General features: G+C 57.9%; 15 protein-coding genes and 1 pseudogene. 6 read left to right on the top strand and 10 right to left on the bottom strand.

Annotated elements, in window-relative coordinates; genetic code table 11:
* Both GRI39_RS14660 and GRI39_RS13940 read right to left on the bottom strand, forming a co-directional pair.
* Positions 1–711, bottom strand: a pseudogene (locus tag GRI39_RS14660) (IS5 family transposase); the annotation flags it as partial.
* 288 nt (positions 712–999) lie between these two features.
* A complete protein-coding gene (locus GRI39_RS13940; protein ID WP_160740341.1) occupies positions 1,000–3,915 on the bottom strand; it encodes a TonB-dependent receptor in 2,916 nt (971 codons plus the stop codon).
* A 258-nt stretch (positions 3,916–4,173) separates the two neighbouring features.
* Between GRI39_RS13940 and acpA the strand changes: the two genes are divergently transcribed.
* Positions 4,174–5,871: an acid phosphatase gene (acpA, locus tag GRI39_RS13935; RefSeq protein WP_160740340.1), complete on the top strand. Its 1,698-nt coding sequence runs from the start codon at positions 4,174–4,176 to the stop codon at positions 5,869–5,871.
* 85 nt (positions 5,872–5,956) lie between these two features.
* Positions 5,957–6,967 carry an NAD-dependent epimerase/dehydratase family protein gene (locus GRI39_RS13930; protein WP_160740339.1) on the top strand — a complete coding sequence of 337 codons (1,011 nt, stop codon included), beginning with the start codon at positions 5,957–5,959 and terminating at the stop codon, positions 6,965–6,967.
* 53 nt (positions 6,968–7,020) lie between these two features.
* Here the strand turns inward: GRI39_RS13930 and GRI39_RS13925 are convergent, their stop codons facing one another.
* From GRI39_RS13925 to GRI39_RS13895, 7 genes are all read right to left on the bottom strand, one after another.
* Positions 7,021–8,223 carry an alpha/beta hydrolase-fold protein gene (locus GRI39_RS13925; protein WP_160740338.1) on the bottom strand — a complete coding sequence of 401 codons (1,203 nt, stop codon included), beginning with the start codon at positions 8,221–8,223 and terminating at the stop codon, positions 7,021–7,023.
* Positions 8,224–8,257: 34 nt separating this feature from the next.
* Positions 8,258–10,009, bottom strand: coding sequence for a DUF4153 domain-containing protein (locus GRI39_RS13920; protein WP_160740337.1), 1,752 nt, complete (start codon positions 10,007–10,009; stop codon positions 8,258–8,260).
* Between the two features lie 130 nt (positions 10,010–10,139).
* Positions 10,140–11,393 (bottom strand): dicarboxylate/amino acid:cation symporter, encoded by a 1,254-nt coding sequence (locus GRI39_RS13915; protein ID WP_211371630.1) that lies wholly within the window; start codon positions 11,391–11,393, stop codon positions 10,140–10,142.
* 312 nt (positions 11,394–11,705) lie between these two features.
* A complete protein-coding gene (locus GRI39_RS13910; RefSeq protein WP_211371629.1) occupies positions 11,706–12,989 on the bottom strand; it encodes a purple acid phosphatase family protein in 1,284 nt (427 codons plus the stop codon).
* A 14-nt stretch (positions 12,990–13,003) separates the two neighbouring features.
* Complete coding sequence (locus GRI39_RS13905) at positions 13,004–16,216, bottom strand: TonB-dependent receptor (RefSeq protein WP_160740335.1); 3,213 nt, start codon at positions 16,214–16,216, stop codon at positions 13,004–13,006.
* Positions 16,217–16,353: 137 nt separating this feature from the next.
* A complete protein-coding gene (locus GRI39_RS13900) occupies positions 16,354–17,319 on the bottom strand; it encodes a FecR family protein (RefSeq protein ID WP_160740334.1) in 966 nt (321 codons plus the stop codon).
* A 2-nt stretch (positions 17,320–17,321) separates the two neighbouring features.
* Complete coding sequence (locus GRI39_RS13895) at positions 17,322–17,846, bottom strand: RNA polymerase sigma factor (RefSeq protein WP_160740333.1); 525 nt, start codon at positions 17,844–17,846, stop codon at positions 17,322–17,324.
* 431 nt (positions 17,847–18,277) lie between these two features.
* Between GRI39_RS13895 and GRI39_RS13890 the strand changes: the two genes are divergently transcribed.
* Genes GRI39_RS13890 through GRI39_RS13880 form a run of 3 tightly spaced genes read left to right on the top strand, consistent with a single transcriptional unit; the run spans position 18,278 to position 22,110 of the window.
* Entirely contained in the window at positions 18,278–18,763 is a 486-nt protein-coding gene (locus GRI39_RS13890) for an RNA polymerase sigma factor (protein ID WP_160740332.1), read from the top strand.
* Positions 18,764–18,801: 38 nt separating this feature from the next.
* Positions 18,802–19,734 (top strand): FecR family protein, encoded by a 933-nt coding sequence (locus tag GRI39_RS13885; protein ID WP_160740331.1) that lies wholly within the window; start codon positions 18,802–18,804, stop codon positions 19,732–19,734.
* A gap of 3 nt (positions 19,735–19,737) precedes the next feature.
* Positions 19,738–22,110 carry a TonB-dependent receptor gene (locus GRI39_RS13880; protein ID WP_160740330.1) on the top strand — a complete coding sequence of 791 codons (2,373 nt, stop codon included), beginning with the start codon at positions 19,738–19,740 and terminating at the stop codon, positions 22,108–22,110.
* Between the two features lie 3 nt (positions 22,111–22,113).
* Here the strand turns inward: GRI39_RS13880 and GRI39_RS13875 are convergent, their stop codons facing one another.
* Positions 22,114–22,890 (bottom strand): COG4705 family protein, encoded by a 777-nt coding sequence (locus GRI39_RS13875; protein ID WP_160740329.1) that lies wholly within the window; start codon positions 22,888–22,890, stop codon positions 22,114–22,116.
* A 170-nt stretch (positions 22,891–23,060) separates the two neighbouring features.
* Between GRI39_RS13875 and GRI39_RS13870 the strand changes: the two genes are divergently transcribed.
* The gene (locus GRI39_RS13870; protein WP_160740328.1) at positions 23,061–26,219 is read left to right on the top strand and encodes an autotransporter domain-containing protein; all 3,159 of its coding nucleotides are present in this window, start codon (positions 23,061–23,063) and stop codon (positions 26,217–26,219) included.
* The last annotated feature ends 139 nt before the right edge of the window (positions 26,220–26,358 follow it).

Raw genomic sequence — 26,358 nt, 5'->3', positions numbered from 1 at the left:
CGAGTTGATCATAGCGTGTCGCGATGGCGCGGTTGATCTTGAGGCGTCCGAAGAAGCGCTCGATCTGGTTGCGCTGCTTGTAGAGTTTCCTGTCGTGCTCGATCGGCACACGGCGGTTTGATCGTCCGGGAATGACGGCCTCGATACCGCGTTCGGCAAGATCGGCGCGAATGGCGTCGGCATCGTATCCCTTATCAGCCAGTAGCGCCTTGGGTGTTTGGTCTGCCATAGCGATCAGGGCGTCATAGGCCTTGCAATCAGCGGCTTCGCCGACTGTCAGGTGGAGGGCGAGCGGTCGCCCTCGTCCATCAGCCAGACAGTGAAGTTTACTGGTGAACCCGCCCCGCGAGCGGCCAAGAGCTCTTCGACGAGTCCCCCTTTTCCGCCCGCCGCCGAAACATGGGCGCGAACCGTAGTGCTGTCGATGCTGTAGTGGCCGCTGTCCGCCATGATCTCGGCCAGTGTAACCGACACGGCCTCCCAAACCCCGGCATCGCTCCATCGCCTGAACCGCCGATAGATCGTGTTCCAGTTGCCGTATTTTGGCGGAACGTCGCGCCAGGGTGTGCCGCAGCGAAGTCGCCAGAGAATGCCGTTGATGATCGCACGGTTCTCTTCAGGACGTCGTCCGCGCCCACGGTTCGACGCATCAATCGGAAGCAACCCCTTCAAAACACGCCATTCTGCTTCGGTAAGATCACCCCGACTCAAGCCCGCCTCCAAAAGGCAGCCTTGAATCAACCCGCCATCGCAACGTCAACCAATTTGTCCACGCCGCCTAGCCAAGGGTACCTATGGTGGAAAACTCTACTTGCGAATGGTCCAGTTTTCAGGCGGCAGAGCAAGAGCACTACGAGCCCTGATTCTGAGGGTACATTACGATACAGAGGCTGATGAAGTGCTGCCCATGCATTTTTGAGGAAACCAAACAAAACGGGCGCTATTCCGGGGAGGGTGGAATAGCGCCCGCTGTCTCTTCAGGCTAACTGATGGAGAGGATTAGAAATCCGCACTCAGCGCCACGAAGACCGACCGGCCCGCCACGTCATAGACGCCCGGATAGGTGTTGCCATTGCCGAAAGAGCTGAGCAGGCCCTGAGCAATAGCAGGCGGGTCCTTGTCGAACAGATTGTTCACACCGATCCGCATGGACAGAGCATCGGTGATCTTCGCTGATCCGGTCAGGTCGAAGTAATTGTAAGCCGGAAGCTTGGAATTGATGATGTATTTATCACTACCCACCAGCAAGGTCTGGTCAGAATTGCTGCTGAGCTTGGTGCCACCGATATAGCGCCAGTTGACCGAAATCGAATAGAGATCGTTCAGATCAGAGAAGGTGATCCGGGCCTGATGGCGCCATTCCGGGCTGGGCTGACCGCAGGTTGGACCGAACAGGCCCTTGCAATCATAAGAGCCGAGGCCGGGCAGTGGTTCAGTGACCAGATCATTCAGCCAGGTACCGTCAAAGTTGAGATCGATCTGGCCCATGTCGGTTGGGATGCGATAGGTTGCACCAAGATCGATACCTGATGTCTTGAGCGAACCGGTGTTCTGTGTGGTGGACTGAACATAGCCTTCGGCACCAAACAACACGCCCGAACGTGGATCGCGATGGAACAGGCTGCAGAAGTAAGGATCACCCGTTTCCGTGCACTGATTGATGATCAGTTCTGCTGAAACGGAGGAGATGTAATCCTTTACCTTGATGTTGAAGTAATCGGCCGTCAGCGTCAGGCGCGGGATCGCGCGGGGCTGAAGGACGAGGCCAACAGTGTAGGTATCAGCCGTTTCAGGCTTCAGATCAGGGTTGCCGCCACCGAGCGCAGAGCAGGTGTTGGCCGGGCATTCAAACACGCTGCCATATTGTGCCGGGTCGAGACCCGTGGCGACGCATTGTTCGAGCGACGCTGTGGGGGAGGAACCGGAGCAGGGGTCTTGCCCGGATACGTTGCCGACCGATTGTGCGGCGTAAAGCTCCGAGATATTCGGTGCGCGAATGGCCCGGTTGTAGCTGGCGCGCAGACGCAGATCAGGGATCGGCGCATAGACCAGCGCGGCTTTGTAGGTCGAAACCTTCTTGGCAAGGTTGGAATAGTCGGACAGACGATAGCCACCCGTGATGGTCAGCTCGTCCGCCATGGGCATGTCTTGAATGATCGGCACCTGAACTTCGGTGTAGAACTCAGTGACGTTAAACTTGCCTTCGCTGTTGTTGGTCCCCTTGGCGATAGCCAGCGCATCGGCTTCAAACAGCAGCGTTTCGCGGCGATGTTCAACCCCGAAAACAGCACCGATACCCTGCGATGCCCATGGGCTGACGATACCATAATTGGTGAGATCAGCGCTGATATTGCCAGACAGGACGGTTTCCGTATCTACACCGCGCGTGAAGGTTGGCGCGTAGATATAGTTGAAGGCGTCTGCACTGATGTTGTTATAGCCGAACACGTCAAGCGGAACGCATTTGGGATCGGACCCGTCCACGACAGACTGGCAGGTCGGAACGCCATTCACATCAACCACGAGCAGGCCGTTCTTGGCTTTGGCCGGGTCGATATCGTTCTGGTAGTTTTCCTGGAAAAGCACGCGTGAATACAGGACATTGGTGTCATAGGTGATGCCATCGGCAATTTCACCTTTGACACCGCCGGACACGCGGTAGTCGGTGTGGCGCAGGCTGTCGCGGCGTGGGCGGGCATCACCGGCTACCGGGCGATAACCGATGAACAGATCCTGCGTTGCCGCCGTACCATAAGCGCTGCCGCAAAGCTGCTGGCCTTGTGATGCGCTCATCAGCGGGTTGTTGCAGTTGATGGTGTAGGTTTCACCCTGCCACAATGCGGATGGTGCAACCTGGCTATAGGTGTGGTCATCCATGAACATGAAGCTGCCGTAGATTTCAGCGGCAGGGGTCACTTCATAGTGGGCAAAGGCGCCGGCGGTGAAACGTTCATCCGAACGCTGGAAGTAATTGAGTGGCGCATAATTGTAGGTGAAGTCGCTGCCATAAGGCACCCAGGTCTTCTGGCCATCCTTGGTGTTGTTCAGCCGAAGGCCGGCACTGGGCCCGGTGAGAGGCTGAAACAGACCATATTCATTGTTACTGGAACCACCGCAGACATAGCCGGTGCGGTCTGCATTGGGATCAAGTGCGCAAGCCGAAACGTCGCGGTCTGCCTGGACAATCGGTTTGACTTTACGATAGCCGAAATAGGCTGTGACATTGCCACGGTTGTCGGCGAAATTGGTGCCCATGGCGATATTGGCATCAAATTTCTCGCCATCGATCGGTGATTTGTCGGCTTTTTCATAGCCATAATCATCAAGCAACGAACGACGTGCGCTGTTGTTGTTGCGATGCATGGAAAAGCCATATTGCGCGTCCATGTGAACGCCTTCGAGATTGTCCTTCAGGATGAAGTTGACGACACCCGAAACAGCATCTGAACCGTAAACCGCAGAGGCACCGCCAGTGACGACATCAATCCGTTCCACCAGGGAGGACGGAATGAAGTTCACATCGGTCGCCTGAACTGGCAGCAGACGCTGACCGTTGACGAGAATGAGGTTGCGGTTGGAACCAAGATTGCGAAGGTTGATCTTTGCAGTGCCGTCTGCCCCGTTGGACACGTTTTCATTCGCATCTGGCGTCACCATCGGCATGCGGTTGAGCACGTTTTCGATGCTGACAGCGCCCTGCTGCTGAATTTCCTGTGCACCAATTGCCGTAATCGGGCTGGCGCTGACTGTGCCGGGATTCTGAATGCGCGTGCCGGTAACGATGATGGCATCTGCTTCGGATGCACCACTGTCGACATTCTGCGCCTGAGCCGCCGCTGGCGTTACAAGAGCTGCTGCAGCGACCGTGAAAGCGGCACAAGTGCTATAAAAGTACCCTTTCTTTATCTTGGACATAATTTTGCTTCCCCATCTGAACCTTTAACGCAGGGAAATATGCCACAAATTTTTAAGATATCAAATATATTATACGATACGAGGTCAGTTTGGCGTAAATTGGGTGACATTCCTGCGGTCTGGGGTGCTAAATTGTGTGCAATTCATCCGCCCCTGGCGATGAAAAGGGCGGGCCAGTCATCTGTTCGCAGTGTGGGTAAAAGATAAAAATGCATTTCCCGGTTGCACGATTCGGGAGAGCAAGTGAAAGAGTAGGACATGAGCGACGATCAGACCCCGGCGAAACCCTCCCAATCCTCCAAAACTGCCCATGGTGGAGAAGGGCCGCTCAATCCGCAGCGCCGTCTGGTGCTTGGTGGAATTGCCGCAACCCTGGGCGCCGCCTCCATCACCGTGGACGCGCAAGCCGCGACAAAACGCAGTGCGGACAAGCCCCGAAAAGCCGAAGAAGTAGACCGGGCGCTGGCTGCGGCGATTGACACGGTGGTGGTGATTTTTGCCGAAAACCGCAGTTTCAATAATCTCTTCGCGGATTTTCCGGGGTTGGAGCAGCCGCTGTCTGAACTACCGGAAGAGCGTATGGCGCAGCGGGACCGAGATGGGTCCGTGCTTCCCCGCCTGCCGAAAATCTGGGGCGGTCTGGTGTCCAACCCGCAGACTGTGGAACATCGCGAATATCTGATTGGCGAAGATGATCTGGGGCCCATCGCCAATGCGGCTTTTGAATTGCAGACGCCCGAAGGTGATCCGCTGCCTCATGGGCTGATTACCCGCGACCTGGTCCATGCCTTCTACCATAATCAGATGCAGATTAATGGCGGCAAGAATGACTATTTCGCCGCCTATGGCGATAGTGGCGGGCTGGTGATGGGCCGTTATGGCGATATGCGCGCCAATTTCCGCCTGTGGCAGATCGCGCGCGATTACACCTTGTGCGACAATTTCTTCATGGGTGCCTTTGGTGGGTCTTACCTCAACCATCAATATCTCGTCGCGGCGCGCCCGCCTTATTATCCTGATGCCAACAAAAGCCCCGCGAAGGGCAAGATTGCCCAATTGGAAGGCAATGATCCCAAGGGCACACGGCTGAAGCTGGACCCGCGCAGCCCGGCGAGCGCTCTGGATGGGCCGGCGCGGTTTGGCCCCAGCACGATCAGCCCGGATTTCTACACGGTCAACACCATGTTGCCGCCCTATGCGCCGACCTATCTGCTTGACCCGGATCGCCCCGGCTATGCGGATTGGAATGATGAGCATACCTGCCCACCGCAGGAACATAAGACCATTGGTGACATGTTGAGCGCCAAGCAGGTCGATTGGGCATGGTATGCCGGGGGCTGGGCCGCTGCGCTGGAAGGGGAGGGCACAAGCAATGACTTCCCCTCCCGCCCGAATTTTCAGCCGCATCATCAGCCATTTAACTATTATGCGCAATTCGGCCCCGGCACGGCGGCGCGGGCAAAACACCTGCGCGACGGCGGGATGGGTGACACGGCGCGAACCAACCACTTCCTTGCTGATGCCGAGGCGGGTAAATTGCCGCCGGTGGCCTATTATAAGCCACAGGGCAATCTCAACATGCACGCCGGCTATTCCGATGTGGATTCCGGTGACCGGCATATTGCGGTGGTGGTCGATGCCCTGCGCGATAGCCCGCAGTGGGACCGGATGCTGGTGGTGATTACCTTCGATGAAAATGGCGGATGGTGGGACCATGTTGCCCCGCCCAAGGGCGACCGTTGGGGGCCAGGCACCCGCATTCCGGCGGTGATCGTCTCACCCCATGCGAAGAAGGGCTATGTCGATCATACGATCTATGACACCGGATCTATCGCGCGGTTCATTACGCGGCGCTTTGGCTTGCAGAAATTGCCGGGTCTGGTGGAACGTGAAGAGGCGATGAAAGCCGCTGGCGGCCCGCCGCCGGGCGATCTGACCGGGGCTCTGAACATTTAAGGGCTTGCCCGGAGTTCATCCCCGAGGTTAATTACGCTGCGTCGCAGCATAAACCGCCTCTCTTATTTTGACCAAGGATGTCTTCATGCCTACTGCTCTCGTCACCGGTTCTGCCGGTTTTATCGGTTCCTTTGTGTGCCGCAAATTGCTGGAGGAAGGCTGGCGGGTGATCGGGCTGGATTGCATGTCCGATTATTATGAAGTGGCATTGAAAGAACGGCGTGAAGCCAATCTCCTCAATTACGACGATTATCGCAGCGTGCATGACAAGGTGGAAACGCCCGGTCTTTTGATGCAGCTTTTCGCTGAAGAAAAGCCCGATGTGGTGGTGCATCTGGCGGCGCAAGCAGGCGTGCGCTATTCGATTGAGAACCCGCGTTCCTATCTGGAAAGCAATATCGTCGGCACGTTTGAACTGCTGGAAGCGGCGCGCGCTCATCCGCCGAAGCATCTGCTGCTTGCCTCCACCTCATCGGCCTATGGCGCGAATGAGGAAATGCCTTATCGTGAAACCGACAAGGCGGACCATCAGATGTCCTTCTATGCGGCAACCAAGAAATCGACCGAAAGCATGGCGCATAGCTATGCCCATCTGTTCGATCTGCCGATCACCATGTTCCGCTTCTTCACGGTCTATGGCCCATGGGGACGGCCGGATATGGCATTGTTCAAATTCACCAAGGCGATCCTCGAAGGCAAGCCGATCGACGTCTATAATCACGGCGATATGAAACGGGACTTCACCTATGTGGAAGATCTCGTCCATGCGATCCGCCTGCTGATCGATGCGGCACCGGTGCGGCCTGAGAATGGGGAAGTGAAAGCGCATGACAGCCTTTCCCCCGTGGCGCCGTTCCGGGTAGTGAATATCGGCAACTCCGATGCGGTCCAGCTCGTCGATTTCATCGAAGCGATTGAGAAAGCCGTGGGCAAGAAAGCAGAACGCAATCTGATGCCGATGCAGCCGGGCGATGTGCCCGCAACCTGGGCCGATGCCACCTTGTTGAAAGAGCTGACCGGCTATGCTCCACGGACGGCCGTGCCCGAAGGCGTAGCCAATTTCGTGCGCTGGTATCGCCAATATTACGCCATTTGATCGGCCAATAAGACTGGCGGCGCGGCCCATACAGGGCACGCCGCCAGATCGCTTTATTTGAACAGGCGAGGGGCAAAATCGTTGAGATATTGCCGCCAATTGGCCCAGGTGTGGCCGCCTTTACTTTCGTGATAGGTGTATTTGATGCCATATTTATCGAAGATGCCGCGCGTTGGGGCAACAGTTGCGTAGAGGAAATCGTCCTTGCCGATGGCATAATACATCAGCTTCAAATCTCTTGCGGCTTTCTTTAGCGCGGCATCATTCTGCGCTTCGTAAGCGGTCACCTGATCGCCTGCATCGCCAACGCCCAGACCCATCGAAAACACTCCGATATAATGGAACAATTCCGGGTGGGTGATGCCATTGCGGATCGTATGTGCGCCGCCCATGGAAAGCCCCGCCATTGCACGATTATCAGCATTTTCAATCGTGCGATAATGGCTGGCAACATAGGGCATCAGATCTTTCAGCATGTCGTTGCCGAAGTCATTATTGGCCAGCAAATCCTCCCCTTTGCGGGGTGGGGTGTGGCCAAAGGGCATGACCACAATCATCGGCTTGGCCTTGCCGCTGGCAATCAGATTATCAAGAATGTAATTGGCATGACCAACCGAGGTCCAACTGTCATCGCTATCGCCTGCGCCATGCACCAGATAGAGCACCGGATAGTTTTTGGCGTCCTTCATATAGCCGGGCGGAGTGTAGATATGCGCGCGGCGTTCCGTGCCGAGCGTATCCGACCAATAATGCACCGTGCTCACCGCGCCATGCGGCACATCCTTGTGATAGGCCTGAAAAGCGCCCGCTGGCCCCGGCACTTCCATCACGGAATCAACGCCGATCCGCTCTTCCGAAAAATTCGTGGCCAGGGGATCGGGCACACGCACCCCATCGACCTGAAAGTTAAACCGATAGGTATCGGCGGGGAAAGGCTTGTCCGTGGTGACGCTCCACAAACCGCCCGGGCCTTTCTGCATGGGGAGGCCAACGGGTGAACCCGGAGGAAAACCCATCGGGATCACTTCGGCCACATCACTGCTGATCACGCGGACGTCTCGCGCATCCGGTGCGCACATGCGGAAGGTGACACGGCCATCATCATGTATTTCGACTGACTGATAATCGGGCATGGCAAAGAAGCCTTGCGGGGCACAGCTTTGGGCTCCGTGATCCTGAGCCAGCGCCGGTTGGCCGAGCGCCAGCGTCAACGCGAAGCTCAAAAGCCCGCCAGAAATGAAGTGGATAGGTTTCATAAGGGATCTCCAAAAGGCTTGGGGGCCGAAGGGGTTATTTGAACCAATTGCCGACGGGCTGGCCGTTCACGAATAATTGCCGATGGGTGACATCTCTTATTTCAAACTGACCCTTGGCCAAAGCTTGCTCACTTTCCTTCACCTGCTCACTGTCGGGATAGCTATTGAGTTCTGGAGCCGCTCTCCATGTGCCATCCACGCGTTGCCAGAGGCGAACAAAGGTTCCTCGTACGATAATCGCCTCTGCACTGCCCGCTTCATAGATGATCGTACAAGAGCCAGAAAATCCGCAGGCATCGTAAGTTTGTAATTGCTTGTGCAAATCAGGCGGTAAGTCGACCTTCTGCGGCAGGATGTTCAGGCGTGTTTCGTCAATCGGCTGTTCGGCAGACTTCTTATGGAGCGTTTGCAGTTCCCAGCGATTTTTGGCCTTGAAAGCCTCTGCTGCGGCTTGGCGGATTTCAGCGGTGCTGCCTTCTTTGGCGAGGCGGCGAGTTGCCTCCACGCCTGCCTTCCCAAAATCAAAGCGCAAGGCGACCCAGTCGAATTGATCGGCGGGTGTTGTGCCATTTTTGAGGCGTGCGAGCTGATCCGCTGTCGACAGGGCACCGAAATGCAGAAACGGTGTGGAAAGGACAAACGCCACTCCGCACAGGGCGATGGCAAGGCGCAAATTCGCGCGGCGAATATGGCCTGCCGCCCGGAGCCGCCCCCCTATGATGGACACCAGATAGGCCAGCCCATAGGCACAAGCGATGGCGATAAACACCACAGCCCAGATCCGGTCTGGCGTCAGGCCATATTGATGGATGCGGCTGCCGGTGGAAATGGCCGCAATCAATGCGAGTGGCAACATGACCACGCCCAATGCCAGCGCACTGAGGCGAAGGATGAGGTGCTGTGAGGCTTGTTCATCCGTGTCCCCAATAACAGCATTGGTAAGGCAGAGCGCGCCTATCACACAGCCAAGAAGGATCGGGGTGGTGGACTTGGTGGTTTCCCACAAGGGGGTGAGGCCAGTGAAGGGCAGGGCGATGATGAAGGCGATGAGGCCCAATGCCAGAACCGGCGCCAGCACGGCGAGTACGGTTGTGGCCACCCGCTGCAACAGGCTGAGAATATGTTCACGATCGCGCAGAAGAGCGACAGCAGCCCCGAGCGCCGCGCCACTCAGAACCAGTACCATCCAATCCTTCGCCAGTAGATCATTGAGCGCATGGATGCCGATAAGCTGGAATAAGGCACCCAGCAGAAAGGCCATCAGCCATGTCACACCAACAAAGGCCCATGCGGCAAACCACAGAACCACATTGGCCCAGGCATATTGGTAGGCTGTGGCATAGGGAATATGCCAAAGGTCTTGCCGGTTGCGGTATTGGCCGCGCCATGCCTGAAACAGGGGCGCTGCAATGGCCGTGCACAGCAATCCGCAGCCAAGCTGCCAGAACCCATCCTGACCGGAGAAGGTCCGGGGCGCGTTCCAGTAAACTGCCATGGCCACAATGACCCCGCTCAGAGTGGCAAAGGCAAGGCTCCAAAGGATGCGGCGGCGCTCCACCAGTACGGCGAACATGAACCCCGCAACGCTGAAAAATGCTGCCGCCATTGAGCGCGTGGTGGTAACAGGATGGCCGCGATCTGGTGTCAAAAGGACATGCAAGGCGAGCCCGATAAGAGCGCCGAGCAAAGCCAGCCCCCAGGCCCGAAGCGGCCAGCCTGGTGCATCATTTCTCCCCGGTGTATCTTGCAGAAAGCTATTGTCTTCAGGAGAAATTGGCGCAGGCATGAATGTCTTTCAGCGAAATTGAAGACGCGCCACCTGAAATTCAAACAACACGCCTTCAAGCAAGCTAAACTATTGGACAGTCATGATCCATAGAGCAATTCTATTTCAATTGTTGAAACAGATCGGCCGATTACTCCACCGCTTCAGTGTAATAGACGTCCACGTCAATTTCGTCTTCCATTCGCGCCACGGTGGTGGCCACGGCGAGGTCGCCGGTGACGTTTACCACGGTGCGCATCATGTCGAGCACGCGGTCAAATGGGAAGATGAAGCCCACGATCAGCGCAGTCTGTTCATTGGTAACGCCGATGGTGCCCAGCACCACGGTCAGGAGGAAGAGCGAGGCTGAGGGCACCGATGCCGTGCCGACCGACACCAGCGTGGTGGTCAGCGCAATCATGGCATAATCGTAGAAATTGAGATCAATGCCGAAAATCTGCGCGGCAAAAATGGTGACAGCGGCGACATAAAGCGCGGTGCCGTCCATATTCACTGTCGCGCCCAGCGGCAGGATGGAGGAGGCCACCGGGCCTCTGATGCCCAGATTATGTTCTGCGCAAGAGAGGCTGACGGGCAGGGTGCCTGAACTGGAGGAGGTGGAATAGGCCACCAATTGCGCGTCGACGATGCCCTTGAAGAAGGGGAAGATTTTCAGCCTGCCTGCAAAACGCACCAGCGGCCCGTGAACCAGCAGCATGTGGAGGAAACAGCCGAGATAGACGGTAATCGCCAGCAGGAAGATGTTGAGGAATGTCGATACACCGGCCGTTCCCATCACCACCGCGATCAGGGCAAATACGCCAAAGGGTGCGCATTCCATCACGATATGGGTGATCTTGAGCATCACTTCGGCCGCACCTTCGAACAGATTGCCCAGAGTCTTGGCCTTGTCACCCGCCATCAAGATCCCCGCGCCCACCATGATGGCAAAGAAGATGATTGCCAGCACATCGGCTTGTGCAAAGGCGGCAAAGGGGTTTTCCGGGACAATCGACAGCATCCGTTCGGTGAGGCTGACTTCGCCTTCAAAGCCCTTGGGGGCAATGCCCACCAGTTCCACCCCGATACCGGGGCGAATAATGGAGGTGACAGTGATCCCGATGATAATCGCAAACAAAGTCGTCACCAGATAGAGCCCGAAAGCCTTGATCCCGATAGAGCCAAGCCGTTTGGGATCATCCATGGAGACCACACCTGCCACCAGTGTCACGAAAACCAGCGGTACCACCAGCATTCGGATCAGGCGGATAAAGAGATCACCGACCCATTGGATAGCGGTGATGGAATCGCCTGCAATCAGGCCGACGATGGCCCCCAAAATAAGGGCCGCAGCAATCCGCTTCCACAAGGTGATGGCGAACCATTTTTGAACGATGCTCGTCACTATATTCCCCCAGGGGTGGCGACCGTCACGGCCGCATTCCATCTCGTATATCCTCATGCCTATGAGGGCGAACCCCCATCAGGCAAGAACAGAATGAAAGATTCCAAGCGTCAGGGGTATTGTTATACGTGCGAGGATCGCCCGGTCGGGCTGGCGATGGCAGTGGTTTTGAAATGACAACGGCCCCCTCATGCGTTGGATTGTTCCCTGCATAAGACGAGGCTTGCACATTGGCCCTCACCTCTGAGAGGAAATTCTTCTCTCAAGGGTAGGGTGGGGATGCGAGCAGCCACCTGCATCCCCGTGGGCTCTTCAGGGCTTGTGCAAAACCACCTCATCCAGTGGTGCGCCGGTGGCGGTGAAGGCGCGATAGGTCAGCCTGTCAGCCTCTACGTCGATCACCTGATAGGCTTGTGTATGCGAGGCAGACTTTTTGGCCCATGCGAGTGGGGCAACATCATACATTTTAGGGCCTGCCACGGATACGGCATAGGTCGACCCGGCATCATCCGCCGCCGGGCCGTCCGGGCCGATGGCTCCGCGTGCATAGCCGTGGTCATGGCCTTGCAGCACCAGATCAACGCCATATTTGTCGATCAAGGGCTTCAATGCGGCGCGGACCTTGGGATTGTCCCGATCCGGTTCGCTGGAATAGAGCGGGAAGTGGAGGAAAATCACGGTCCAGTGATTGGGGTTTTTCGCCAGCAATCCATCGAGCCACTGGATGATTGCCTTGCGCGCTACAGGATCACGATCCACCTGCATGGAATCGACCGAGATCAGCCGCAGGCCCTGATAATCGGTGAACCAATTGGTTTCCGCCAGATCCGCCATGCTGGGTGGGCCATTCTCCGGCAAAGTGAACTGACGGCGCCACTGGCCATTGATGGATGAACCGGCACGGGCCTTTTCATCCTTTACATATTCGTGATTGCCCGGCGTCGGCATTTGCGGGGTCTGGGCATAGAGGAAGCCGCCCGAAGCAAACCATTCACCCCATTCCTTATCGCTATCATGGCGATTGATAAGATCGCCTGCATGGATCACGAAAGCGGCATCGCCGGCATGACGAAAAGCCATACGCAATGTGCGGGAGGCTTCTGAAAGGACATTGTTCTGCATGTCCCCCAGATAGATGAAGCGGAAGGGGGCAGGCGCGGCGCTGGCGGTGCGAAACTGGAACCATTCGGACCAATGCGTGCCATCGCCCACGCGATAGGCGTAGACCGTGGCAGGTTCGAGGCCGGTCAGCGTGGCCGAATGATAGGCAGCATGGAAATTCGGATCTTCGCGCACGGCCAATGTGGCATCATCGGTGATCGCATCCACGATCATGGGCGTTTTCACATAATCGGGCGATGCGGTGGCTCTGGCATATTGCACCTTGCCCTGAAGGCCGGGGGCAGAACGCCAGGTGATCGCCATTTCATGCGCAGTGTCCTGCGTCAGATTGAGGATGATCCGTTCAGGCAGAACCGACGCAGGGTCCAACGCCGGTTCTGCCTGATCCTGCGCCCATGCGGGCACAGGAAGGGCGGTGGGGAGAGCAGCGCCTATCAGCGCTGCCCCCAGCATCAGGTGAGAGAGTGTTTTCATCGGATCGCTCGCAATCAGAAGATGAGGTTGAGGCCGAAAGTGATGGAGCGGCCATTCTTGATATAGGCCCGGCTCGCACCCTTGCCGGAAGAGACGGTGTTCCAATAAGTATGGCTGTCGAACAGGTTCTGGATCTGCACTGACACAGCCGATTTCTTGAAGATCGCCTTGCGGAAGGTGAGATCGACGAAAGAGTAATCCTGTTCATAAGGATTGTTGCCGAAGTCGTTGATCCCGCCCATAAATTCGGACTGATAGTTCCACGCGCCGTAGATTTCCCAGCCATCACGCTCCCAGAAAACCTGCAAATTGGCGATGGTTTCGGGTGTTTCCATCAGTGGCAGCGTGTAGCCTTCCGGATGCCATGACAGGCCCGTCACTGCCTTGGAGCGTTGCAGTGTCAGATTGCCGCCAAGGCCCAGCGAACTGAACACACCGGGCAACCAATGCAGCAATTGCTGGCCCGAAAGCTCGATGCCGTAAACTTGTGCCCAATCGCCATTGTTGGGCATGGAGATAATCACACCATCGGGCGATTCATTCTCCCCCACCGTGCCATGGCGGATATTGCTGGAGGAGGAGCGGAAGAGGAAGTTGTTGATATGTTTGTAAAATAGTGCGGCGGAATAAGCACCTGATTTACCAGCGTAATGTTCCAGTGACATATCCAGATTGACCGACCGCAGCGGTTTCAGATTGGGGTTGCCCTGTTCGATGGCGATCAGTTCCCAATCGCTGGTCGGATTTTGCACCCCATCGCCATCGGGATCGACATTATAGCTATATTCCCGTGCTGAACTCATCCGGGCGATGTCTGGCCGGGCAAAGCTGGTCCATGCCGCCGCACGCAGAAGGGTGGTGCTTGACAAGGTCCAGTTGAGATGGAGCGAGGGCAGGATATTGGTAAAGCTGCTGGTGTCGGTGGAGAAGCGCGCGCCCTGCACCTGATCCATTACCCAGGCGTCAATATTGTTGCGTGTATGTTCAACCCGGACACCGCCGATAAGCTGGGCATTGCCGAAGTGGGCGGTGGCCATCACATAGCCCGCCAGCACCCGTTCTTCGAATTTGAAGCTGTCTTCATTCGACATGACAGAGTCTGCCGGGTTGACCGCAAAACCTTCGAAAATCTCGCTGTCGCCATTTTCGGCGCGCTGGAGTTCGGCCAGCATCTTGCCATTGTCGATCGTCGTGCCGAGGCGATAAAGCCCGCTATAGGTGCCGCCAAACAGGCTGGTAATCTCTTTGCCGTAAAAGTCGGAAAAATCCGCCAGCGTTCCATCGGCATCGAGGTTGAGGAAGGAGCCTTCATAGGTCTTGCGGCGGGAATCGTAATATTTGCCGCCAAATTTGACCGATTCCAGCCAATCGGAAGCAGGCTCCCACAAGGTGTTGAACTGGGCCTGCCACAATTTCTCGCTCGATCCGCCGACTTCGCCTTCCAGCCCGTTAAAGGCATATTGCGACGGGTCCTGCACGCCTTCCATGCCCGCATCAGTCAGCAGCCATTTGGGGAAGCGGGAATCTTCGGAGCTGGAGAAATACACGCCCTTATTGCCGCGCCAGCCATATTTGTCGGAGCGGAACTCCAGCTCATAGCCATCATCGAGATCATCTTTGGATTGCGAATAAGAGACATCGTAATCCAGCGTAATGGCCCCAAGACGTGAGACGCCGCCGACATTGGCCGATGCCAGATTACCGGTTTCGCGCGATCCTTCCCAGAAGCGGCGGAGGCGGAAGCCCTGCGGGTCCCATTTGCCTGAACCGCCTGCCAGGCTGTAATAAGAACGGGTGGAACGGTCGGCGTCGCTGATGATGCCATCGCCATCGCGGTCTACGATCTGATCGACCGTATAGCCATAGATGCGGCCCAATGTTTCATCCGTGCGCAGGATATTGTCTTCCGGTTGCAGCAGATCGGTGGCGCTCTTGTCCTTCTGCACCAGACGGGCGGAGTTCTTGCTGGTATCGTTGCGGAAGTTCAGGCGGTTGAGAAATTCTTCCTTCTGATAGGTATTATACTGGCCGCGAAGGTGAAAATCGTGATTGTCAGAGCGGAAATCGAGGCTGGCATTGGTGCCCCAGCGCTTCACATCGGTTTCCCCAAAGCCGAGATTCATGCCGCGCATGACAAAGCGGTTCGGGTCCCACCCCAGTGTTTCGCTGTCTGCATACCAGGTGTCGGGCTGATTATCACCATCGACGCCGTTTTGTTCAAATTGCGATTTCCTCCGGCTCCAGCTCCCTGACACGAAGAGGCCCCAATGGTCGTTGAACTGGCGGGAGAGGGCACCGGAAATCTGGCCTGATTTGCGGTCATCATATTTGTCGAGAAAGCCACCTTCCAGCGACAGGCGGGCATAGGTCGGGTCCTGATCGAAAGCCGTGGGCGTTTCGATATCAATGGAGCCTCCCAGCGCATCGCCATCCCGGTCTGGCGTCAGCGTTTTGAAGACGGTGATCTCCTTGATCCCGTCTGGTGGAAGCACCGACAGGCGCACGCCGCGAAAGAAATTATCATCGCGTGAACCGGCCCCGCCGATCCGCACGCCATTCATGGTGTAATTATTGAGTTCGGTCGAAAGGCCGCGCACGGTGATGCGGTCCCCTTCACCGGTGGTGGCATCGCGCACGGCGTTCACACCGGGCAGGCGGGCGAGTGATTCCGAGACATTATTGGCGGGCAATTTGCCCATATCATCGGCTGATACGGTGTCGGAAACGACGCGGTTTGTGCGTTTGATGTCGAGCGATTTTTGCACCGCGCCAATGAAGCCATTGACGATAATCTCGCCATTTTCATCTACCTCACTGGTGGGGCCCGTCACGCTTTGGGGCTCTGGTTGTGCTGGCGGCGTGGTGCGGCTTGCTTTGGCCGGTTGCGGGGCCATGGCCGCAGGACGCACGATGATCGTGCTGCCCTGAACTTTGGTTTCCACATTAGCCCCGCTGACCATAATAGCTAATGCTTGCGAAGCAGACATTTTACCCGAAACAGACTGGCTGCGACGGCCGCGCAAAGCATCGGGCGAGGCGGAAACCTGCATACCTGTGATGCGCGAATATTGCTGCAAGGCCCGGGCGAGATCCTGCGCCGGAATGGCGAAGCTATATTGGCTGGATGTCGCGGCTTGTGCTGCCGGTCCTATGGCAACACAGCTCAGGCCAGCAGAGATAATGGCCAGTGCCGAAGCACAGGACCGGAGGCTATTGAAGCGGTACATATATTCCCCCACACGAAATGTGAATTCGGTGGGAAGACGGAGAAACAGCGCCAATCCCGACAAATAAATTTTGTTACGTTTTCATGGCTTTACCGCGTAAATTTGATGACACTTCGCAGATGCAAAATATCATGAGTTTACCGTGAGATAGCGTAATGGTCGCCCGCTTTGCGCCATGTGAGATTATAGGTCACGGCCAGCGCATCGAGCACGGCTTCGGGCTTTGATATCTGATAGCGCCCGCTCACCAACAGGTTGCCCAGCGCCGGATCGGCCAGCGTAACGCGTGTGGCGGACACACGGTTAAGCTGTTCGATCAACTGGCTGACCGGCGTATCCATCGCATCATACCAGCCATCGACCCACGCTGGTGCAGAGCCGATCGGTTCGGGCAGGCTGCGCACACGGTCTCCGGCAATTTCCAGCCCGGTGCCTGCGGGCAATCGCCATTGTCTTCCGGCTCCGGCATGAACGCCCACAAGCCCGCGGAAGACCTGCACCGCCACGGTGCCGTCGCTTCTGCGGTCAATGTCGAAGGCGGTGCCCAGAACTTCGACCTGCGCGGTGCCCATATCGACGGAAAAGCTCCGTATCTTTTCATGAGCGACATCGAAGAAGGCTTCGCCTTTTTCGAGCTTCACTTCGCGTGACCAGGGAGTCAGGCGCAGATCCATCACCCCGCCTCCGCTGAGCGTGACGTGGGAACCGTCAACTAGCGCAAATTGACGAGCTTCTCCCTTGCGTGCCTCATAATGCACCCTGTCAATCAACAGGTTGGAAGCCAGTGGAACAGCGAATATCAGGCACAGCACCGCCGCCGCCATGGCGCTGGCCATCATGCGATGGCGGGCCAGCCATGACAGCGGATCATTGTCATTGGGAACGGCGGGCAGGGGCGGGGAGTCCCCGGCTTCCTGCAAGGCGTCTTCAAAACCATCTGATTGCCACAGCGCCTGCATCCGCGCGTAGCTTTCCACATGGCGTGGGTCGGTCGTGATCCAGCGATCAAATTCGGCAGCCAGTTCGCTGCTGAGGACAGACCGGCTCATCCGTTCCACCCAGATCGCGGCCATGCGATCAACGGTATAGAGTTCGGGCGGCATTCCTATTCTCCCACCGGCTCAATGCCGGCCCGTTCAAAGGCTTGCCTGAGATCGACAAGCCCACGGGTAATGTGTTTTTCGACCGCTTTGCTGCTCATCGAGAGGTCGTTCCCGATGGCACGGCAGCTTTCCTGGCGAAGGCGGCGGCGAATGATGACTTCGCGGCGCAAAGGCGGCATCCGCCGCAGGCAGGAGGAGAGCACTTCCACCGCACGGCGGCTATCCAGCACCCGGTCGAGTGAAGGCGCATCGCAGGGCCAATCTTCATCCAGATCGCCAGATTGGCGGATTTCCCGGCGGTTTGTGTCCACCATCAGATTGTCCGCTATGCGAAAAGCGAGAGCAAATATACTGCCGATCGCTTGCGTTTCGCGCAAGGCGATCAACCGGAGGAGCACATCTTGCGCGATATCATCGGCCATATCTGCGCGGCCCGTGCGGGTGCGGACATAGCGGCGAATGGCTTCGCGGATGGCGGGCCAGTCTTCCAGCTCGCCGGGGCTCTTTGCCTTGGTGGTGATTGGCATGGTGCCCTCAATGATCGCCAGGCCCCACGCGCTAGGCACGGTCTATGACAGTTTTGCGAAATAGGAGAGAAAATCTATTGGGGTGCAATTTTGGAAAGGATGCCTCAAAAACCCACGCAATTCCGGGGTTTTTGATACTGTGGTCACTGGCAATGATGAAAATAATGCAACATCAGATGCATTTTTAGCGCTTGTTGTCTTACGCTGTCTGGCCCAAAAGGAACTCGCCTTTTCAGGCATCCTCTCCCAAAACTTTTCAGCCCGGTCTTTATGGCCGGGCTTTTCTTTGCCTGTTTTCCGGATGAAGCGGATAGTGATCGAATGGCTTTGCGAAGCTCCACGAAAATTCTATCGGGGGTTTGTGAGAGTGACCGAATCCGATTGAGCCGTTGTCCGAAGATCAATCCCCCCAGGGCCTCGAAGCTGCCTTCATGGCTAACCGCTTGCGTTTGCTGCGGTTTTTTGCTGCGCGTGGGGCAGGCGATGGGGCGGAAGACTGCTTGCAGGAACTGTGGCTGAAGATTTCTGCGGCTCATAGTGGCCCGGTAGCAGCGCCGGAAAGCTACCTTTTCCAGATGGCCAACCGCTTGATGATCGATCGCTATCGCTCTGCCAGACAGGCTGAAAAGCGCGATCTGGAATGGAGCGCAGCCACCAGTGGCGACGGGCATGATATATCCGATGCGCCATCGGCCGAGCGCGTGTTGGTGGCCCGGCAATATGCTGCTCTTGTGGCCCAAGAGATTGAAAAGCTTGGTGAAAGACCTGCGGCTATCTTTCGCCGCCATCGGGTGGATGGGGTCCCTCAGCGCGATGTCGCGGCGGAATTTGGCGTCAGCCTCAGCACGGTAGAGAGTGACCTAAGGCGTGCCTACAGCACCCTAAAGGCACTGAAGGAGCGTTTAAATGAGGCTTGAGAGCATCGTCTCCGTCTTATGGTCAGGAGGCCCGAAATATGGCGCATGACAATTCGATCCGCGAAGAGGCAGTGGCCTGGGCTGTGCGCACGAGCGATCCCGCTTTTGCCGATTGGGACAGCTTTACCCAGTGGCTGGAACGCAATCCCGCCCATGCGGAAATTTACGATGCGGTGATGGCCGATGTGGATGAAGCGGCGGAGGCTTTGCCGGCTGTTCCGCTCGCCGCTAATGATGAGGTGATCCCACCGCGCCAGACCATTGCATCCCGGCGGGGCTGGCTGGCCGGGGGCATGGTGATGGCTCTGGCGGCGCTGTGCGGCATTGGCCTGTGGCAAATGTCGGGCGGGCCGCGCGTGATTGAAACCGATCCCGGCGAAACGCGCATCGTGACGGTGGACGATGGCAGCCGCATTGCGCTGGGCGGCGATAGCGCCATTCGCCTCGACAGCAGCAATCCCCGGCTTGTGACGCTGGAGCGGGGGCAGGCGCTGTTCACCATCACCCATGATGAAACGCGGCCCTTTGAAGTGGCGGTGGGAACAGACCGTTTGCTGGATATTGGCACGGTGTTCGATGTTCGGCTTGATAATGCCCGGATGAGCGTGGCGGTGTCTGAAGGGGCGGTGCAGTTCAACCCGGATGAGCAGAAGGTCAATGTCACCCCCGGCCATATCCTCACCAGTGCAATTGGGGATTCTGCCTATCGGCTTGCCGCGATCCCGCCCGCGCAGGTCGGCGAATGGCTGCAAGGCCGCCTGACATTCAATGATGCGTTGCTGAGCGATGTTGCCGCCGATCTCACCCGCGCTACAGGCCAGAAATTCGATGTTTCGCCTGCGATGATGACGCGGCGCATTTCGGGCAGCGTGCTGACCGCCCCGGTCAAAGCTGATCCCAAAAGCCTTGGGCCTTTGCTCGGTGTCACCATCACGCCAACGGTGGAGGGCTGGAGCATCGAGGCTCCCTGACCCATGCGCTTATTTCTCCTCGCACCGATCTGCCTTTCTGCTGCCGGGATCGCCACGCCCGCGCTGGCGAGGGATCATGCGGTGAATGTTCCGGCAGGGCGGGGCGCAGAAGCGGCCGTGGTGCTGGCCCAGCAGACGGGCACGAGCATTGTTCTGGCTGATAGCGCGCTGGCTAAACGACAGATTCCCGCCATTCGTGGCACTTTATCAACCGATCAGGCGGTCAAGCGGCTTGCTGGTTTGCTGAATGCAAGGGCGGTGCCGGCCGGGTCTTCCGGGTGGCGGCTTGTGGCTTTGAAAGCCCGGCGCAAACCCTTGTTTTCCCGACCCGACCGCACTCAGGCCCCGGCCCCCGTGACCAAAGCCGCCCCGCTTCCCCCGCAGCCCGAAATCGTGGTAATGGGCAGCAAAAGCGACCGTTTGCTGAAAGATTATCCGGGGCAGGTGGCGATCATTTCGGGTGAGGCTTTAAGCTTTGGCGGCGTGGGCGGGACCGAGAAGATCATGCAGCGGGTGGCCAGCGTTTCTTCCACCCATCTGGGATCCGGCCGCAACAAGCTGTTTATTCGCGGGATTGCCGATAGCAGCTTCACCGGGCCAACGCAGGCCACCGTGGGGCAATATTTCGGTGATTTGCGCCTGAGCTACAATGCGCCGGACCCTGATTTGCGCCTATCCGATATTGAACGGGTGGAAGTGCTCGAAGGGCCGCAAGGCACGCTGTATGGGGCAGGATCTCTCGGCGGGATTATCCGCATCGTCCCCAATGCGCCGCAAATGGGGGAAGTGAGTGGATCGGCTATGGTGGGCGGGTCGCTCACCCAGCATGGTTCGGGGAGCGGGGACGCCAGCCTGACCGCTAATCTGCCGCTGAATGAGGATAATCTGGCCCTGCGCATCACCGCCGATGCGGCGAGCAGTGGCGGCTATATCGACAAGCCGCTGCTGGGGCGCAAAAATGTCAATCGCACCGATATTCTGGGTGGCCGTGCCGCCTTGCGCTTCGATGCAGGGGATGGCTGGACTGTGGATTGGATCGCCCTTGGCCAGACCACGCGCGGGCGCGATAGCCAATATGCCGATCGTGGTGGCCCACCGCTCAGCCGGTCTTCTGCGGTGAAGGAGGGTTTCGACGCTGACTATGGCCAGGGCCAGTTGGTGATTTCCGGGCAGTTTGGTGAATGGCATGTCCGCTCTTCCACCGGGATCACCAGACAGAAGCTGGAAGAACGCTATGACGCGACCGAACCGGGCGGTGATCCACGCCTGTTCACCCAGCAAAATCACACCGATATGATCGCCAATGAAACAAGGGTGTGGAAGCCTTTGGGAGATGTTTTCGGCGCGGTTCTGGGGGTGAGCTATACCCATAATGTCACCAAGCTCACCCGTGTTCTGGGCACGCCGGGGGACGAACAGGCAACCACCGGGGTCGAAAACCGGATCAATGAAGCGACGCTCTATGGCGAAGCGAGTTTCCGCCTTGCGCCGGGGGTTGTCGCCAGTGGCGGCGGGCGGATTACCCGTTCCAGCCTGTCCGGCGAAGGGGAAGACATTGATCCGCTGCTGGCGATGGCTTTGGTGAAAGCCGGGGTCACGGCAGCGCGCCATTCGCACGCTTTTCTCCCCTCTGCTTCGCTCAGCGCCAATGTGCTGGATCAGACCACGCTTTATCTGCGCTATCAGGAAGGTTTCCGGCCCGGCGGCCTTGCTGTTTCGGGCGCTTTTGTCAGCCGCTTCAAAAGCGATCATGTCAGCACGCTGGAACTGGGCGCACGCCATGGCACGCCGGGGATCAGCCCGGTGGAGCTGGGGATGAGCATTTCCTATAGCGACTGGAAGGATATTCAGGCCGATTATCTCGATAGTGCAGGGCTTCCGGGCACGGCCAATATTGGCGATGGCACGATCTGGTCGGCCACGCTGGACGCGGCCTTTATCCTGTCCAGCGCATGGCGGGTGGATGCGGGCTTTAGCTATAATGACAGCCGGGTGGATGAACCCACCGGGCAATTGTTCGAAGCCCGATTGAGCCAGGTGCCCAATATCGCCAATTTTTCCGGCCGGGTGGGCGTGGATTATACGCGCCGGTTGGCCAATGGCATGGAACTGGCGGCGCGTGGCTGGGCCAGTTACATTGGCGATTCCCGCCTTGGGGTGGGGCCGGAACTGGGCGCGAAACAGGGCAATTACCTTGATAGCGGGGTCACTGTGCGCCTGAGCAAAGGGGCGTATGGCCTCAGCCTTAGCCTCACCAATTTGCTCGACGAAGAAGGCAACCGTTTTGCCCTTGGCACTCCCTTCGCCATTGGCCGCGAACAGATCACGCCCTTACGGCCCCGCTCCATCCGCATTGGTTTTGAAGCTGCTTTTTGAGAGTTAGTGGAGCGTTTCGTCAGGCCTTGCCACGCGTTTTCCGGCGCGTTGGGGGAGGATGAGGATCAGGGCCACAATCGCCACGATCAGCACGGTTGAAGCCATGGGGCGGCTGAATGCAAGGCCGCCATTGGTAATCGGCTTATCGAGAAAATCGCCCACCGCTGCGCCAAGCGGGCGGGTGAGGATGAAGGCGGCCCAAAACAACAGCACATGGCTCACCTCAGTGCGCCAATAGAGCAGCGCCAACACGGCCAGAGCCGCACCGAAGACGGCGGCTGCCCCGACATAGCCGAGCGGACCATCGGCCAGCCAGTCTCCCAATGCGGTGCCCAGCGTTTGCGAAAAAGTGATGGTGATCCAGTAAAACAGCTCGGCCCGTGGTTCATGCACGGTGGCCACCGAAATGCTCCCCAAAACCTGATGCCAGATGATGAGCGAGACCAGCACCAGCGTGAGCAACAGCAGGGAGCCGCCCGGATACCCAATTCCCAAGGAACGGGTGGCAAAATCCGCCATGGTCGTCCCCGCTGTGGTGGAGGCGATAATGGTCGCCCAATAGAGGAAGGGGTGGAACCTGCTGGCTTTGATCTGGGCGGCAATCAGCACCACCAGAATGGCGGCAAAAATGGCAGTGCTGACGAGATAGCCCAGATTCATGCTCATGCTGAGCGTGTCGCCAGCGGTTTCTCCGAAAGTGGTCGCCAATATTTTGATGATCCAGAAGCCGAGCGTGATCGCGGGGACCTTGATCAAAGTGTCACGTTTGAACGATTCCATATCAGGCGACCCTTCATTCGTTTTCTGCGCGGCGAGCTTACGCTTCTTGTCTCAGAATGCATCGGGAAATTTGTGCAGACTGCCGCGCTATGCAAAAATTTTCATCTTTTACCAAGGCTGGCGGCGCGTGGCTCCGTCCTGACAGGCAAAGGACCTGGAGGGATACCAACATGCGTTATTATTTGCTTGCCACTTGCGCCATTGCTGCTCTGGCCACACCTGCTGCGGCCGAAACGGTTTCGGGCGCGGTTACCACAACCATCCGCACCTCGACCATCAAGAGCGGCAGCCCCGATTTCATCGCCATTGCCAAGGGCGCTTCGGTCAAGATCGAAGATGGTGTGGCCGTGTGGCAGGATAGCAATCACGATGTGACCAATGAAGGCACGATTGCCATCAAGGATGGCGATCCGGGCAGTACCGGCATTGCCGCTGCCGCCGGCACCAATGGCAAAATCGACAATAAGGGCACCATCACGATCGATGAAAGCTACACGCCCGAAGATACCGATAAGGATGGCGATCTCGACGGGCCATTGGCGGTGGGTTCCAACCGCTATGGCATCCGGACGCAAGGCGCGCATCAGGGGGCTATTTCCAATAGCGGCACGATCACGGTGGAAGGCAAGGATTCGGGCGGTATCTGGCTCGGCGGGACGCAGACCGGCGATGTCAGCAATACAGGCACGATCGGGATTGTCGGGGATCGCAGCGAAGCGATCCACGCGCAAGACGTGGTCGGCAATGTGTCACTCGGCGGCACGATTTCGGCGCAGGGTGAAGCGGCCGTGGCCGTGCATCTGGCAGGCAATGTAACGGGCGCGGTCAATGTGACGGGCAAATTGTCCTCCACCGGCTATCGCTACACGACGCCGCCTTCCGACACTTCCAAGCTGGATGCGGACGATCTGCTGCAAGGCGGCTCTGCGCTCCTCATCGAAGGCGATGTGACCGGCGGCGTGATGATTGCCGGGGCCAGCGGGGAAGGCGACAGCGCCAAGCCCGCCGCCAGCATCATTTCCTATGGCGCAGCGCCTGCGGTGATGATTGGCGGCACAACGGGCACGCTGTCCATTGGCAAAATCGCCAGCAATGCGGATGAATTTGGCCTGGTGGTAAACGGCACGGTGGAAGGCCGGGCGGTCTATTCTGATGTGGCCGCTACGGGTATGCAGATCGGCGGACGCGGCGGCGCTGTGAATGTGGCTGGCGGTATGAGCGTTGGCGGCGGTATCGGCGCAACCTCCAGCAATGCTGCGGCAACCGCGCTTCATATCGGGAGCGGCGCGAGCGTTCCTACCATTCGCGTATCGGGCACATTGACTGCCAAGAGCGGCAATACGGACGGTTCCATTGCCACCGCCTTGCTGGTCGACACCGGCTCCAGCACCACCACGATCAAGAACAGCGGAACAATTTCGGCAGAAACCGGCACCAAGGGCACAGCCTATGGCATTTCGGACAAGAGCGGCAATGTGACGCTGGTCGAAAATAGCGGGGCGATCTCCGCCAAGGGCGCAGGCGATGCGCGCAGCGTGGCGATTGACCTGTCGGCCAACACCAGCGGCGCAACCGTGAAACAGACGGCAGTGGCCGAAGGCAAAACCGCGCCTTCGATCACTGGCGATGTGCGCTTTGGCAGTGGCAATGATGTGTTTGACGTGGCCGATGGCACTGTCACCGGCTCTGCCTATTTTGGCACGGGCGACAATGTGCTCAACCTCTCCGGCAAAGCCAAAATGGCGGGCAATCTGGTGTTTGGCGCAGGCGCTGACACAGTAAGCCTCACCGGCTCCTCGCAATATAGTGGCACGGCCGATTTTGGCGGCGGTTCGGATGTGCTGAATATTGGCGGTACCGCCATATTCGCTGGCAAGCTCGTCAATGCATCGGGCCTCGCTGTGAATGTCACCGGCGGCACGTTCAGCGTGAGCAGCCCGTCTACCATCGGTTCCCTCAATGTCGCGGAAGGCGGCACTTTGGGCGTCGTGCTGGATAAGGCAGCCGGCACAAACCCGCTGCTCAGCGTGACGGGGGATGCAAAATTCGGCAAGAATGCCACGCTGGCCTTCAGGCTGGCCGATGTCAGTAATGCCGAAGGGCGCTATCTGGTGGTGCAGGCAGGCAATCTCGCTCGGGAAGGTGAGCTGAAAACCAATACCGATCTCATCCCCTTCCTCTTCAAGGCGAATATCGTCACCGATGGGCCGGCCAATCAGCTTTCGGTTGATGTGAAGCGCCGCACGGCGAGCGAACTCGGTTTCAACCGTTCGCAGACCACTGCCTATAATCCGATCTTTGCCGCTCTGGGCAAGGATGCCGATATTGGCGCGGTGTTTCTTGGCATTACCGATGGCGATAAATTCCGCGATACGGTGAACCAGATGCTGCCCGACCATGCCGGTGGTGCCTTCCAGGGCATCAGCATGGGCACGCGGGCTTTCATCCGTCAGCTCGCTGATCCGATGAACCCGACCTATCAACTGGGCGGCCTCGACATCACGGTGTCAGCAGCCGGGTGGGATATTGACAAGGATCAGGGCCAGACAGCGGCCTTTGATGCCGGCGGCTTTGGGTTCTCGGCAGCGGCGCAGAAGGATATCGGCTTTGGCTCTGTGGGTCTTTCCGCGTCCTATTTGTGGAACGATTACACCAGCGGCGGGGATGATAATCGGGTCATTTCCAACACCTATGAGCTGGCTGCGTTCTGGCAGGGCCAATGGGGCGGCATTGCAGCCTTTAGCCGGGCCTCGGTCGGCAAGGCTGACTTTGACGGGCGGCGCAATTTCCACGGCGTTGCAGGGGACAAGAATATTGACCGCGAAGTGTCGCGCAATTGGGATGGCACGCTGGTCACATTTGCTGGTGGCATCTCTGGCGAAGGCGGCGGGCGCTACTTCTTCTTCCGTCCGGCTGTCAGCTTCGATTATATCCGCCTGAAAGAAGACGGCTATACCGAAACCGGTGGCGGCAAAGCGCTTGATCTCATCATTGATGACCGCACCAGCGACGAATTGGGCGTGAATGCCAGCATGACGGTGGGCGTTGATCTCAAGGGTACGACCAAACAGGCGACAAGCTGGTTCCGTCTCGAAACCGAAGGGGGCTGGCGTGAGATTGTGAGCGGTTCGCTCGGCTCCACCACCGCCCGTTTTGCCGAAGGTGAGGCATTCACGCTGGACCCTGAACAGGTCGATAGTGGCTGGTTTGCACGCCTTAGCGCGCTGGCAGGAGCGGGCAGTTACACCTTCACCGGTTCGGTCGGGGCGGAAGACCGGCTTGATGATGTGGCGCTCACGCTGCGTGGATCATTGCGGCTGCGCTTCTGATGCGCCGCCCTGTCTGACTGATGCCTTTGTCTTTCAGGCCGTCCGTCCCATGTTGATGGTCTGAAAGACATTGTCAGCAGGCAAGCGCTGTCACGCAAGGGGAGCCGTGACAGCGCAAACCTGCCCGGCTTCCGGCCCA

The sequence above is a fragment of the Altericroceibacterium indicum genome (genome assembly GCF_009828105.1).
GTDB lineage: Bacteria > Pseudomonadota > Alphaproteobacteria > Sphingomonadales > Sphingomonadaceae > Altericroceibacterium > Altericroceibacterium indicum.
The sequence above is the reverse complement of the archived record's forward strand: the minus strand, read 5'-3'. Positions and strand labels throughout refer to the sequence as shown.

What these genes read in the sequence shown, in the direction of transcription:
- GRI39_RS13940 (WP_160740341.1), bottom strand. Translation starts at nt 3,915, where the DNA reads ATGTCCAAGATAAAGAAAGGGTACTTTTATAGCACTTGTGCCGCTTTC.
- acpA (WP_160740340.1), top strand. Translation starts at nt 4,174, where the DNA reads ATGAGCGACGATCAGACCCCGGCGAAACCCTCCCAATCCTCCAAAACT.
- GRI39_RS13930 (WP_160740339.1), top strand. Translation starts at nt 5,957, where the DNA reads ATGCCTACTGCTCTCGTCACCGGTTCTGCCGGTTTTATCGGTTCCTTT.
- GRI39_RS13925 (WP_160740338.1), bottom strand. Translation starts at nt 8,223, where the DNA reads ATGAAACCTATCCACTTCATTTCTGGCGGGCTTTTGAGCTTCGCGTTG.
- GRI39_RS13920 (WP_160740337.1), bottom strand. Translation starts at nt 10,009, where the DNA reads ATGCCTGCGCCAATTTCTCCTGAAGACAATAGCTTTCTGCAAGATACA.
- GRI39_RS13910 (WP_211371629.1), bottom strand. Translation starts at nt 12,989, where the DNA reads ATGAAAACACTCTCTCACCTGATGCTGGGGGCAGCGCTGATAGGCGCT.
- GRI39_RS13905 (WP_160740335.1), bottom strand. Translation starts at nt 16,216, where the DNA reads ATGTACCGCTTCAATAGCCTCCGGTCCTGTGCTTCGGCACTGGCCATT.
- GRI39_RS13900 (WP_160740334.1), bottom strand. Translation starts at nt 17,319, where the DNA reads ATGCCGCCCGAACTCTATACCGTTGATCGCATGGCCGCGATCTGGGTG.
- GRI39_RS13895 (WP_160740333.1), bottom strand. Translation starts at nt 17,846, where the DNA reads ATGCCAATCACCACCAAGGCAAAGAGCCCCGGCGAGCTGGAAGACTGG.
- GRI39_RS13890 (WP_160740332.1), top strand. Translation starts at nt 18,278, where the DNA reads ATGGCTAACCGCTTGCGTTTGCTGCGGTTTTTTGCTGCGCGTGGGGCA.
- GRI39_RS13885 (WP_160740331.1), top strand. Translation starts at nt 18,802, where the DNA reads ATGGCGCATGACAATTCGATCCGCGAAGAGGCAGTGGCCTGGGCTGTG.
- GRI39_RS13880 (WP_160740330.1), top strand. Translation starts at nt 19,738, where the DNA reads ATGCGCTTATTTCTCCTCGCACCGATCTGCCTTTCTGCTGCCGGGATC.
- GRI39_RS13875 (WP_160740329.1), bottom strand. Translation starts at nt 22,890, where the DNA reads ATGGAATCGTTCAAACGTGACACTTTGATCAAGGTCCCCGCGATCACG.
- GRI39_RS13870 (WP_160740328.1), top strand. Translation starts at nt 23,061, where the DNA reads ATGCGTTATTATTTGCTTGCCACTTGCGCCATTGCTGCTCTGGCCACA.